We start from the raw sequence: 12,565 nt of genomic DNA on the forward strand, positions 1-12,565 counted from the left end.
ACACCATCTGCGCAGGCGATCATTAAGGATCCCGGTGGACCCGCCTGCGGTCTTGGATGGAACCGGGCGCAGCCTTGCGGCTGATCCCGGCCCGCATCGAATCTGAAATGCCCGCTATGCAGCGAGACTCGACTGATCGATCACGACGCCCGGACCCATGGTCGAGGAGACGGTGACCCGCTTCAGGTAAATTCCCTTGGCCGCCGACGGCTTGGCCTTGCGCAGGTCCGCCAGCAGGGCATTGAGATTGTCGCGAAGCGCTGCGACTTCGAAGCTTGCCTTGCCGATTGTGCAATGCACGATACCGGCCTTGTCGACGCGATAGCGCACCTGGCCCGCCTTCGCGTTCTTGACCGCACCGGCCACATCCGGCGTCACCGTGCCGACCTTCGGATTCGGCATCAGGCCCCGGGGACCGAGAATCTGGCCGAGCTGGCCCACGACCCGCATGGCATCGGGGCTCGCTACCACCACGTCGAAATTGATCTCGCCGGCTTTGACTTTCTCCGCCAGGTCTTCGAGACCGACGATATCGGCGCCAGCGGCTCGTGCCGCGTCCTGGTTCTTGCCACCCGTGAAAACGGCAACGCGCACGGTCTTGCCCGTGCCATGCGGCATGACAGTCGAGCCGCGCACCTGCTGGTCCGATTTGCTCGCATCGATACCGAGGTTCACGGCGACATCGACGGTTTCGTCGAACTTCGCCTTGGCGAATTCCTTGATGAGCTGCAGCGCTTCGTCGATCGGATACTGCTTGCCCGGCGTGAGCCGATCGCCCCAGGTCTTGGCCCGTTTGATAACCGCCGCCATGTCAGAGTCCCTCCACATCGACGCCCATGCTGCGCGCGCTGCCTGCGATGGTGCGCACCGCGGCATCGAGATCGGCGGCAGTCAGGTCGGGCTGCTTGGTCTTGGCAATCTCCTCGAGCTGTTTGCGGGTGATCTTGCCGACCTTGCTGGTATTTGGCGTGCCGCTGCCCTTCGGGATGCCGATCGCTTTTGCAATCAGGACCGACGCCGGCGGCGTCTTCATGATGAAGGTGAAGCTGCGATCCGCGTACACCGTGATCACGACCGGAATCGGCAATCCCTTCTCGAGCTTCTGCGTCGCAGCGTTGAACTGTTTGCAGAACTCCATGATGTTCACACCCTGCTGGCCGAGTGCCGGACCTATCGGTGGCGAGGGGTTTGCGGCCCCCGCAGGCACCTGCAGCTTGACGTAACCTTGTACTTTCTTCGCCATCTGTCCTCATCTCCTGGGTCCAAGCGCAGCCGTACCCATCAGTTGGCTGCTCCCCATGCGCTTCCTTGCCGCTACGCCGTGCGCATCCGTCGCCCGGCGATACACCTGACTTTTGCCGACGGCCGGACCGTCAGCCTTTTTCTACTTGCGAAAAATCGAGTTCCACCGGCGTCGAGCGGCCAAGGATCTGCACGGCCACCTGCAACCGGTTCTTTTCATAGTTGACGTTCTCGACGACGCCGTTGAAGTCGTTGAACGGGCCGTTGATCACCCGCACCACTTCACCGGGTTCGAACAACACCTTCGGACGCGGTTTGTCGACGCCTTCCTCGACGCGCCTCAGGATCTGGTTCGCTTCGCGCTCGGTAATCGGCGCCGGCTTGTCCGGCGTGCCGCCGATGAAGCCGAGCACCTTGGGCACGTCGCGCACCAGGTGCCAGGTGTCTTCCGACATGTCCATTTGCACCAGTACGTACCCGGGATAGAACTTGCGTTCGCTTTTCTTCTTCTTGCCCTCGCGCATCTCGACGACTTCCTCGGTAGGCACGAGTATTTCGCCGAATTTGTCATTGAGCCCCGCGCGCTCGATGCGCTCCTTGAGTGCCTCGGCAACCCGGTGCTCGAAGTTCGAGTAGGCATGTACGACGTACCAGCGCAGCGCCATGTCAACCTTCCTGCCCGGTCGCGAGACGGGTCAATGCGGCAAGCCCCAGGTCCAGCGCCCAGAAGAAGATCGCCAGAATGATCACGAACACGAATACGAGCGCAGTCGTCTTCAGTGTCTCGTCGCGGGTTGGCCAGACGATCTTGCGCAACTCGATGCGCGAGTCGAGCGCGAATTTCCACATATCCCGGCCATGTTGCGACCAGGCGAAGAGCAGTGCACCGAGCGCGAGCCCCGCCGCGAATGCGAGCCAACGCATCCAATCCGCGGCATTGCCCTTCAGCATGTAGAAGGCGACCAAGCCGCCAAGTGCCGCCAGCACGGCGACGCCCAGCTTGAATGACTCGCCCTGCGGCGCCGCCTGTGTCTTGTCTGTGTCTGTCATACGCTACCGCTGGCAGGCCAGGAGGGAATCGAACCCCCAACCTGCGGTTTTGGAGACCGCCGCTCTGCCAATTGAGCTACTGGCCTGTGTGTACGGTTTTACTTGAGCACCTTGGAGACGACGCCGGCGCCGACCGTGCGGCCGCCCTCGCGGATCGCAAAGCGCAGCCCCTCTTCCATCGCAATCGGCGCAATCAGGTCCACCACCATCTTGATGTTGTCCCCAGGCATCACCATCTCGACCCCCGCAGGCAGCTCGATCGTGCCCGTCACGTCCGTCGTGCGAAAGTAAAACTGCGGCCGATACCCCTTGAAAAACGGCGTGTGCCGACCACCCTCTTCCTTCGTCAGCACGTACACCTCGCACTCGAAGTTCGTGTGCGGCGTGATGCTCCCCGGCTTCGCCAGCACCTGCCCGCGCTCCACTTCCTCGCGCTTCGTGCCACGCAGCAACACCCCCACGTTATCCCCCGCCTGACCCTCGTCCAGCAGCTTCCTGAACATCTCCACGCCCGTGCAGATCGTCTTCGCCGTCGCCTTCAGTCCAATGATCTCCACCTCGTCATTGACCTTCACGATCCCGCGCTCGATACGTCCCGTCACCACCGTGCCGCGACCCGAAATCGAGAACACATCCTCCACAGGCATCAAAAACGGCTTGTCGATGTCGCGCTCGGGCACAGGAATGTACTTGTCCATCTCCTCCACCAGCTTCACCACCGCAGGCACCCCAATCTCCGAGGTATCCCCCTCCAGCGCCTTCAGCGCCGAGCCAATCACGATCGGCGTCTTCTCACCGGGGAACTTGTACGTCGACAGAAGCTCCCGTACCTCCATCTCAACAAGCTCCAGCAGCTCCTTGTCATCGACCATGTCCGCCTTGTTCATGAACACCACGATGTACGGCACCCCCACCTGCCGCGCCAGCAGAATGTGCTCGCGCGTCTGCGGCATCGGCCCATCCGCCGCCGACACCACCAGAATCGCACCGTCCATCTGCGCCGCACCCGTGATCATGTTCTTCACGTAGTCCGCGTGCCCGGGGCAGTCCACGTGCGCGTAGTGTCGCGCCGCCGACTCGTACTCCACGTGCGCCGTCGATATCGTGATGCCACGCGCCTTCTCCTCAGGCGCCTTGTCAATCTGGTCGTACGCCATGAACGCACCACCATAGGTCTCCGCCATCACCTTCGTCAGCGCCGCCGTCAGCGTCGTCTTACCGTGGTCCACGTGACCTATCGTCCCCACGTTCACGTGCGGCTTCTTGCGCTCAAACTTCTCTTTCGACATGCCCTACGGCCTCCGGCCTATGCTGTGGTGCGCAGCGCTGCAGCAACTGCGCAAACTGTTTTTCTAAAACCCCAAAACAACCGACTCATGCTCATGGAGCCCACGACCGGGATTGAACCGGTGACCTCGTCCTTACCAAGGACGTGCTCTACCAACTGAGCTACGTGGGCTCACGCGGATCTGGAGCGGGTGATGGGAATCGAACCCACACCATCAGCTTGGAAGGCTGAGGTTCTACCATTGAACTACACCCGCTGATGGCGCACGAGGGCGTCGCCTCGCGACACACTCGCCCACTTCCACCAGCCCGCACGAAAAGGCCCGAACCCCTGAGCCCCATGGTGGAGGGGGTAGGATTCGAACCTACGTAGGCGTAAGCCGGCAGATTTACAGTCTGCTCCCGTTGGCCGCTTGGGTACCCCTCCGCCCGAAATCGAGCCGCGTATTCTGATTTCGCGTCCGGGGGGTGTCAACGGCACTGGCAAGATTTTTGCTTGGGCCGGCTCCCGGGGCACTCCTTATACTATATGCCGCCGGGCCCGGGCTGCGGCGGGCCTCGACCGCGGCGCAGCGCCGCCGGCGCCGCCTGATCGCGCAGCTGCTCGCAAAGCGCTTTCGTCGCCAGGCGCCAGGTTCCGGGCGCCAGATCCTCCGGCAAATGCGCGGCACCAAAAGCGATGCGCTTCAGGCGGCTGACCTCGAAACCCACCGCTTCCCACAGGCGGCGTACCTCGCGGTTGCGACCCTCGTGCAGTGCGACTTCGAACCAGGCGTGCCCCGCCGATCTGCCGCGCACCTGCAAATCATCGAACCGCGCGGGGCCGTCGTCCAGGGGCACGCCGGCCAGAAGCCGCGCGCGGACTGCGGCATCGGGCTGCCCGCGTACGCGCACGAGATAACGGCGCGGAATTTCCCGCGATGGATGGGCAAGGCCATGCGCGATCTCGCCATCGTCGGTAAAGAGCATCAGTCCGGAAGTGTGCGCATCGAGCCTGCCCACCGCGATCCAGCGGCCCTCTGCAAGCGGCGGCAGACGATCGAAAACCGTAGCACGACCTTCGGGGTCGCGCCGCGTGCTCACCTCGCCCACGGGCTTGTGATAGAGCAGCACGCGACCGGGACCGCTTGCGGCGGTGATGGCAATTTCGCGGCCATCGATCTGCAGGCGGTCGCCGGGCTGGGCACGATCGCCGAGCGTGACACTGCGGCCATTTCGCGTGACCCGGCCATCACGTATCCATTGCTCGATCTCCCGCCGCGAACCACAGCCGCTTGCGGCCAGGAGCTTCTGCACGCGCTCGCCCTGCACCCGAGCCTCGTTCATCTCACCGGCAACGCGATGCGCCGGAAAAGCTCGTTGCGATCGTTGGCGTCGCGCAGCTGTTGCGCGCGATTGACCAGCCGTGGCGTCAGGTGCTCGCCGAACAGCGCCAGGAAATCATAGGTGAACCTGCGCAGCACAGTGCCCTGGCGAAACCCCACCCAGGTCGTATGGATTGGAAACAGGTGAGCGGCATCGATCACCGCAAGATCAGCATCCACCTGCGCCTCGAGGGCGACACTCGCGACGATGCCGACCCCCAGCCCGAGCCTGACATAGGTCTTGATGACATCCGCATCACGCGCCGTGATCGCCACCCTGGGGCGCAGGCCGTGGCGCGCGAATATCTCGTGCAGCGACGACGGCCCGGAAAAACTGAATACATAGGTAATCAAGGGGTGCCGCGCGAGCTCGGTGATGGAGAGCTTGCCGACCTTGGTCAATGGATGACGCCGCGGCACGATGACATGGCGTTGCCAGCGATAGACCGGCAGCAGCACCAGTCCGCCGAAAAGCCCCTCCGAACCCGTGGCTATGGCGAGTTGCGCACGGTCGGTCGCAACCAGGTCCGCGATTTGTTCGGAGGTACCCTGGTGCAGATGCAGCTCGACCTCCGGATAGCGGCGGCGAAATGCCTTGACGATGGGCGGCAACACATAGCGCGCCTGGGTGTGCGTCGTGGCGATGGAGAGCTTCCCGGACATATCGCCCTTGAGATCCGCCGTCATCACGCGCAGGGCGTCGATTTCATCGATGGCGCGAGCAGCGATCTCGAGTGCGCGCTCACCGGCCGGCGTTATATGTGCGAGCGAGCGTCCCTGGCGCGCAAATATTTCGCAGCCAAGCTCGGTCTCGAGTGCTTTCAGTGCGCGGCTGATCGCCGGCTGGGACGTGCCGAGTACCTGGGCGGCCTGGGTGACCGACAGTTCGTTGCGGGCGATCGCCAGCGCGTAACGCAGATGTTGTATATTCATCGCTATATATTCAGCCCAGATCATTATAACATTCTTGTTATAACGACATGGCCCGGCCGACCTCGACCACCACACCCATGAGGACTAAGGTCAAACCATGATTTACGCCAACATACTGGGCACGATCGGCCGCACGCCGGTCGTGCGCATCAATCGTCTCGCACCGGACGGCATCGACATGTACGTCAAGTGCGAGTTCTTCAATCCGCTGGCGAGCGTGAAGGACCGACTGGCCATCGCCATCATCGACGATGCCGAGAAATCCGGCGCCTTGAAGCCAGGCCAGACCGTCGTCGAAGCAACCTCCGGCAATACCGGGATCGCGCTCGCCATGGTCTGCGCCGCCAAGGGCTATCCCTTCGTCGCGGTAATGGTCGAAACCTTCTCGGTCGAGCGGCGCAAGATCATGCGCATGCTCGGCGCCAAGGTCATCCTCACGCCGGCCGCGGAACGCGGCTCCGGCATGGTGAAGAAGGCCGCCGAGCTCGCCGCGAAGCACGGCTGGTTCCTGGCGCGCCAGTTCGAGAACCCGGCCAATCCTGCCTATCATCGCAATACCACCGGCCCGGAGATTCTCAGCGACTTCGCCGGGAGGCGACTCGATGTGTTCGTCACCGGCTGGGGCACGGGAGGCACGCTCACCGGCGCGGGTGAGATCATTCGCAAGGCACGCCCCGACGTGAAGATCGTAGCCACCGAGCCCGAGAATGCGGCATTGCTGAGCGGCAAGGCCTTCACGCCGCACAAGATCCAGGGCTGGACCCCTGACTTCGTGCCGGCCGTGCTGAACCGCGATGTGGCGCATGAAATCCTGCCGGTCAGCGATGGCGAGGCGATCGACGCGGCCCGCGCATTGGCGCGGCAGGAAGGTATCTTCTGCGGCATCTCGAGTGGCGGCACCTTCGCGGCAGCCCTCAAGGTCGCAAGAAAGTCGGCCGCAGGTACCGTCATTCTGGCCATGCTGCCGGATACGGCTGAGCGCTATCTGTCGACACCGCTGTTCGAGGGCATCAACGACGGCGCCGATCCGGAACCGTGACGCCGGCAATGCCGCGGCGCAAGGAAGGCAACGACGCGCGTCAGTACGCCCGTTTACCGGATCCCTTTGCCATGCACGGCGGCGGCGTACTCAAGGACGCGACGCTGGCCTATGAAACCTGGGGCGCGCTGAATGCCGCACAGGACAACGCCATCCTGCTCTTTACGGGGCTCTCGCCATCGGCGCACGCCGCCTCGTCGGCTGCTGATCGGGAGGACGGCTGGTGGGAGTCGATCATCGGGCCTTCGCTTGCGATCGACACCGACCGCTATTTCGTCATTTGCGTCAATTCCCTGGGAAGTTGCTTCGGCTCCACGGGACCGGCGTCGATCGATCCCCGGACAGGTCAGCGCTATGGGCTCAATTTTCCGCAACTGGCCGTCGAGGACATCGCGAACGCTGCCTGGCATGTGACTCGAGGCCTTGGCATACAGCAGCTCGATACGGTGATGGGACCGTCGCTTGGCGGCATGGCCTGTCTTGCTTATCTGGCACTGCATCCCGACGGCGCCAGGCGCCTCATCAGCATCTCGGGCAGCGCCGCCGCATCACCCTTTGCCATTGCATTGCGATCGGTACAGCGCGAAGCCATCACCCGCGATCCCGACTGGCAGCACGGCAGCTACGCGCCGGGCCGCCCGCCACACAATGGCCTCATCCTGGCCCGCAAGATGGGCACCATCACCTACCGGTCAAGGGCCGAATGGGAGAATCGCTTCGCACGCCAGCCCGGGCGCCAAGCGAAGCGCGTCGGCCAGCGCAATGGCTTTGCCGGCGAGTTCATGGTCGAGGACTATCTCGACGCGCAGTCACTGCGCTTCGCCGAGCGCTTCGACGCCAATTGTTATCTGTACCTGTCACGGGCGATGGACAGGTTCGATCTCGCGGCGCATGGCAAGAACCTGCCGGAGATCTTTGCGCGCAGCAGCATGACGAAGGCGCTGGTCATCGGTGTCAGCAGCGACATCCTGTTTCCGATCGAGGAACAGCAACGCATCGCCGCTGCGATCACCGCGGGCGGCCGCGAATGCGAAATGATCGCCATGCCCTCCCTGCAGGGCCACGACGCGTTTCTGGTCGACATCGAGCGCTTCGCTGGCGCCCTCGGCAATTTCCTGCGCTAGCAGTCCGTCATCTGGCGCCCGCCAGGCTCACCCGTGGCAGTAGCGGCGGCAGCGGGCATTGCAGCGTCAGGCAGATCGCGCGCAGCAGCTCAGCCTCTGCGACCGAAAGCGTATCATCGTGGGCGATGGTCAGCACCAGCGCCTCGATGAGCATCTCTTTCGCGAACGGATCGAGCCGGCGCAAACGCAGCAGCGCCTGCTCGGCGAGCGGCGGCCAGTTGCGCGGCGGCTGGAACGGCGGTCGTTGGCGCGGTAACAGGCGCGCGATACCGGCCTCGTAGGCCCGGCGCGCATCATCGCGGTTGCTCGCGCCCTGCTCGGCCAGCACCGCGAACAGGACCGCGAGATCACCGCTGACGTCGCCAAGGCGCAAGCGACCATGCGGCACCGTGGCGCCGAGTTCGTCGGCAAGGGTCAGCTGAAGGACTGTCGACAGCGAGAATTCGAATACGCTGATGCTGCCGTCCGCCATGATCAGATCGTGAAGCGCATGCTGCAACCGCTCGCGCGCCGTGCGTGGCAAACGGCGTAGCGCCGGAAAGGCGAGCGTTATCACCGGCAGGCGCATGAAGGCCGGCAACCGTGCACCGGCGGCCGCCGCCGCCGCAATTGCCGCGATGGCCCCATCGTCGAAATGTCCCGCGAGGGCATGCAACTGCGCGCCGCGACGCCCGGCATCGCTATCCAGCAACATGCCAAGCAACAGGGTTTGAGCCTCGATGGGCAGCGTCAGCGAGCGCGCGAGATCGATCGGCAGGGCATGGCGCAATTCGTCCGCGCGTTCGATATGCACCGTCTGTGGATCGCCGACCTGATCGGCGATCAGCTCCGCGCGGGCTGCCACCGGTGCCGCAATGCTCGCTACCGCGCCTGCCAGCGCGGACGCAGCCGCCGGCGCTGCGGGCTTTTCCACGGCGGCAGTGCCAGCGTCCCGTGCGGTGGCGAACTCCATGCGTGCGCGCTCGATCTCCGCGGGATCAAAACCCGGATCGAGCGCGCGGATGCGCTCGATGAGCGGCGGGTGCGTGGCGAACATCCGCGAAAGTCCCGGCGCAAACAGCATGTGCGCGACTTCCTCCGCCGCCGGAGTCGCAAGCCGCGCGCCTGCGCTCGAGGCGCCTATTTTCACCAACGCCTGCTTCAATCCCTGCGTGTCGCGCGTAAATTGCACCGCGGACGCGTCCGCCAGGCGCTCCCGTTGCCGTGATACGGCCGCCTGCAAGATGCGCGCAAACAACAGGCCGATCTGGCCCACCACGACCAGAGCGAGTGCGACTACGAGGATTGCGGCGGTTGACTTGCCGTTGCGCGAGCGGTGCGATACGCGCAACACCGTACGGCCAACGATGACGAGCGCCAGCAGGCCGAACAGCCAGCCCAGCATGCGGATATTCAGTTGCATGTCGCCATTGAGGATATGGCTGAATTCGTGGGCGATAACCCCCTGCAGCTCGTCGCGCCGCAGCCGCTCGAGCGCGCCCTGCGTCACGGCGATGGCTGCGTTCGCCGGCGTGTGTCCGGCGGCAAAGGCATTGATGCCCGGTTCATCGACCAGTACGAAAATCTCGGGCATGGGCACACCGGCGGCAATCGACATTTCCTCGACGATGTTGAGCAGGCGCTGCTGCAGGGGATCCGCGACGCCTCGCTCCACGCGCGTACCGCCGAGGCTCGTCGCAACGACCGATCCGCCGGCACGCAAGGTCATGGTCTTGTAGAGGCTCGCGCCGAACATCACCGCCGCGATCAGCAGCACGATGACGATGGCGGCACCCGGGCTCGCCGCCATGAACCGAAGCGGCGCCGGATCAGGCAAGGTGACGACACCGAGCGGATCGCCAATCGTCGCGCCGAGTACAGAGAAGATCACCAACGACAGCGCCGCCGTGACGGCCAGCATCGAGAGGATGAACGCCACGAGCAGTCGGCGCGTGCTGCGCCGGGCGGCAGACTGGCGCTCGTAGAAGTTCAACGTAGTGATCCGTTACTGGCGCCGGGGCCGGGCCGGATCCGGGATCGTGCCCGGTTCAGCCAAAGCTGACCTTGGGTGCTTCGCGCGCTTCGGGTTTGCCGATGTCGAGCAATTCCGCGGGTTTGAAACTGAACATGCCGGCGATGAAGTTGGTCGGAAACATTTCTCGCTGGTTGTTGTAGTTCATGACCGCATCGTTGTAGGCCTGGCGGGCGAACGCCACCTTGTTCTCGGTCGAGGTCAGTTCTTCGGACAGCTGCATCATGTTCTGGTTCGCCTTGAGGTCGGGATAGGCCTCGGCGAGCGCAAACAGCCGGCCGAGGGCGCCGCTCAAGGCCCCTTCGGCACCCGCAAGTTGCGCAAGCGCCGCCGGATCACCGGGATTGGCGGATGCGCTCTTGAGACCGGCAACAGCCGAATTGCGCGCGCGAATAACGGCCTCGAGGGTCTCGCGCTCGTGCTTGAGGTAACCCTTGGCGGTCTCGACCAGGTTCGGGATGAGGTCGTAGCGGCGCGTCAGTTGCACATCGATCTGCGCGAAGGCATTGCGAAAGGCATTGCGTGCCGCAATCAGCCGGTTGTAGGCGCCGACGATGAACAACACAAAACCGACGATCAAGAGAATGACTATCCAGCCTAGCATCGTGATGACTCCCGTTACTTTCGTGATCGTCGCGCGACCTTGCCACGACGCGTTGTCTTGCTGCTTTTCCTGCCGGGTGGACGCTGCCGTCGCTTCGGCCCGGCGCGCAGGCCCGCGATGCGCGCGCCGAATGCGCCCGGCCTGCGGCCTGCAGCTGCGCGTGCACGCGCGGAATTCGCGCTGGCGTCGGCGATGTCCTCCGCCAGGATGCGAAACAGACTATCAATGAACTCCTTGCGCAGCGCACCGAGCCGCGCCTCCGCAGCGGCGTCGAACTCGTAGGAATCGACAGCGCCTGCTGCCAGACTGCCCTGCTCGACGCCAATGGCCTCGAGCGCGGCCAGGCGTTCGCGCAACACCCATACTTCGCTCGCCAGTGTCACCGTCATGTTGAGCAGCTTGTCGACGGCAGGGTCGGCGAAGAAAAATGGCCGTCCACCGCGAATATTGCGCGCCAGTGCTTCGCTCATCGCCAGGCTCCGAAACAGTACCAGCGTATGCCTTCAGCCAGCCTCCCGGTCTTGTCGCTGTCGACGTTGTCCTGGTGGGTCAACGACTCGCGCCACACCTCCTCGCCATACCAGCCTATCGAGGGAATCACGTACTGCAGATAGTTCTCCGGCTTGAACCCCGCGCGGCGGCACAACTGTGCCGGGTCGAGGTCGCGAAACGGTTTGTAGTACGGCTCGTTGTTGTAGTAGCTGTCCCAGTCCAGGTAGAAGGACTCGTACGGGCCAAGCTGTGAATTCGGCGGCAGCTCCATGTGCAGCATCAATCCGCCGGGCCGCAACAACCGGTGTGCTTCACCGAGAACGCGATCGATACCTTTGCGCGGTACTTCGTGCAGGAACATCGACGAGAAAACCAGATCGAAGCTGCCATCCGGAAATTCGACTCGTTCCGCATTCATTTGATGGAAATGGATGCGGCGCCCCTGCGCACGGGCACGTGCCAGGCCATAGCGCAGGCAGGGCGCCGCTACGTCGATGGCGTGGACTTCGGCTTGCGGATAAACGTCGTGCCAGGGACCGGTGTTGTGGCCGATGGTGCAGCCCATATCGAGAATACGCTGCGGCTTGAACGTCGGGTGCTTGGCCTGGATGAAGCGCGCAATCGACTGGCCGATGTCATCCAGGTTCTGCCCCATCAGGCCAAAGGAGAATACCGCCAGCCCGTTGTCGTACAGTGCACCCGCCGTAAGGTCATCCGCGCCATACTCGCGATCGTAATTGCCGGGCATGAGGTGCACGTCGATGGCGCTTACCGAGCGCGGCACCTCGAAGCCGTCCTTGATCTCGAGTGACCCGTCAGGGTTCTTCGCCGCGATTTCGGTGGCGCGCGACTTGAGATCCGCACGCTGGCGCTCAAGCGGCGGGATCACCGATTGCCAGACCATGTCCTGCGCTGTGACCCGCAGACTTGAATAGAAGCGAAAAATCTCATCGCTCCGAATTGCCTGATGCACTTGCGGACCACTGCGCGGGGCGTGGCCCTTGGCGCGCTTGAAATCGGGTTCGACGCGCGCATCGTAGACCGCGCGCATGCCATTCGCGAGATCGTTCAGGACGTAATTGCGCAGCCCGGAGACGAAGTTCATCCGGCCTTTTTCGTCGCGGGATTTGTCCAGTTTCAGTTGATGTTTCAGCTCGAGCACGACCCACCTCCAGCCTGGATGCCATCTCATCGGGATACGTCTGCCGGATTATGGCGCATTCGCAGCCCCTCTGCAGGCGGCTCGCCGCAAGCGATCAGGTCGGGCGCCACAGGGGTCGCCGGCGCGCGGATCCTGTCGCTGCCAGTTATGTCGAACCCGGGGTGAGACGGGCTTCACAGTCCGCCGCCTGTCATCCACCGGGATCGGCCACTGGTCAGCGCGCCGTGCCTGCCGCTTGCCAATTCCCGAGGATAGAC

Annotated in this window: 13 protein-coding genes and 4 tRNA genes; 2 read left to right on the plus strand and 15 right to left on the minus strand. The window is 63.8% G+C overall.

What is annotated here, in order from left to right; all coding sequences use genetic code 11:
* Positions 1–114: 114 nt before the first annotated feature.
* From rplA to R3E77_13610, 11 genes are all read right to left on the minus strand, one after another.
* Complete coding sequence (rplA, locus tag R3E77_13560) at positions 115–810, minus strand: 50S ribosomal protein L1 (GenBank protein MEZ5500442.1); 696 nt, start codon at positions 808–810, stop codon at positions 115–117.
* A 1-nt stretch (position 811) separates the two neighbouring features.
* On the minus strand, positions 812–1,243 hold the full coding sequence (gene rplK, locus R3E77_13565) for a 50S ribosomal protein L11 (protein ID MEZ5500443.1): 432 nt from the start codon (positions 1,241–1,243) through the stop codon (positions 812–814).
* Positions 1,244–1,373: 130 nt separating this feature from the next.
* The gene (gene nusG, locus R3E77_13570) at positions 1,374–1,907 is read right to left on the minus strand and encodes a transcription termination/antitermination protein NusG (GenBank protein ID MEZ5500444.1); all 534 of its coding nucleotides are present in this window, start codon (positions 1,905–1,907) and stop codon (positions 1,374–1,376) included.
* A 1-nt stretch (position 1,908) separates the two neighbouring features.
* Complete coding sequence (gene secE, locus R3E77_13575) at positions 1,909–2,292, minus strand: preprotein translocase subunit SecE (protein MEZ5500445.1); 384 nt, start codon at positions 2,290–2,292, stop codon at positions 1,909–1,911.
* Positions 2,293–2,302: 10 nt separating this feature from the next.
* Positions 2,303–2,378 (minus strand) — tRNA-Trp (locus R3E77_13580).
* A 12-nt stretch (positions 2,379–2,390) separates the two neighbouring features.
* Positions 2,391–3,581, minus strand: coding sequence for an elongation factor Tu (tuf, locus tag R3E77_13585; protein ID MEZ5500446.1), 1,191 nt, complete (start codon positions 3,579–3,581; stop codon positions 2,391–2,393).
* 94 nt (positions 3,582–3,675) lie between these two features.
* Positions 3,676–3,751 (minus strand) — tRNA-Thr (locus R3E77_13590).
* An 11-nt stretch (positions 3,752–3,762) separates the two neighbouring features.
* A tRNA-Gly gene (locus R3E77_13595) sits at positions 3,763–3,836 on the minus strand.
* A gap of 84 nt (positions 3,837–3,920) precedes the next feature.
* Positions 3,921–4,006: transfer RNA gene (locus tag R3E77_13600), tRNA-Tyr, on the minus strand.
* 98 nt (positions 4,007–4,104) lie between these two features.
* The gene (locus R3E77_13605) at positions 4,105–4,905 is read right to left on the minus strand and encodes a pseudouridine synthase (protein MEZ5500447.1); all 801 of its coding nucleotides are present in this window, start codon (positions 4,903–4,905) and stop codon (positions 4,105–4,107) included.
* Positions 4,902–5,876, minus strand: coding sequence for a LysR substrate-binding domain-containing protein (locus R3E77_13610; protein MEZ5500448.1), 975 nt, complete (start codon positions 5,874–5,876; stop codon positions 4,902–4,904). Before R3E77_13610 ends, R3E77_13605 begins: the two co-directional genes overlap by 4 nt.
* A gap of 97 nt (positions 5,877–5,973) precedes the next feature.
* On the opposite strand from R3E77_13610, the gene cysK reads away from it, so the two are divergent.
* Positions 5,974–6,915, plus strand: coding sequence for a cysteine synthase A (gene cysK, locus R3E77_13615; GenBank protein MEZ5500449.1), 942 nt, complete (start codon positions 5,974–5,976; stop codon positions 6,913–6,915).
* A complete protein-coding gene (locus R3E77_13620) occupies positions 6,912–8,039 on the plus strand; it encodes a homoserine O-acetyltransferase (GenBank protein MEZ5500450.1) in 1,128 nt (375 codons plus the stop codon). Before cysK ends, R3E77_13620 begins: the two co-directional genes overlap by 4 nt.
* 7 nt (positions 8,040–8,046) lie before the next feature.
* Here the strand turns inward: R3E77_13620 and R3E77_13625 are convergent, their stop codons facing one another.
* Genes R3E77_13625 through R3E77_13640 form a run of 4 tightly spaced genes read right to left on the minus strand, consistent with a single transcriptional unit; the run spans position 8,047 to position 12,308 of the window.
* Entirely contained in the window at positions 8,047–10,011 is a 1,965-nt protein-coding gene (locus R3E77_13625; GenBank protein ID MEZ5500451.1) for a M48 family metallopeptidase, read from the minus strand.
* Positions 10,012–10,066: 55 nt separating this feature from the next.
* Positions 10,067–10,654 carry a LemA family protein gene (locus R3E77_13630; protein MEZ5500452.1) on the minus strand — a complete coding sequence of 196 codons (588 nt, stop codon included), beginning with the start codon at positions 10,652–10,654 and terminating at the stop codon, positions 10,067–10,069.
* Between the two features lie 14 nt (positions 10,655–10,668).
* The gene (locus R3E77_13635; GenBank protein MEZ5500453.1) at positions 10,669–11,124 is read right to left on the minus strand and encodes a hypothetical protein; all 456 of its coding nucleotides are present in this window, start codon (positions 11,122–11,124) and stop codon (positions 10,669–10,671) included.
* Positions 11,121–12,308 carry a class I SAM-dependent methyltransferase gene (locus tag R3E77_13640; protein MEZ5500454.1) on the minus strand — a complete coding sequence of 396 codons (1,188 nt, stop codon included), beginning with the start codon at positions 12,306–12,308 and terminating at the stop codon, positions 11,121–11,123. The genes R3E77_13635 and R3E77_13640 overlap by 4 nt, the downstream gene beginning before the upstream one ends.
* Positions 12,309–12,565: the final 257 nt, after the last annotated feature.

The sequence above is a fragment of the Steroidobacteraceae bacterium genome (assembly GCA_041395505.1).
GTDB lineage: Bacteria > Pseudomonadota > Gammaproteobacteria > Steroidobacterales > Steroidobacteraceae > JAWLAG01.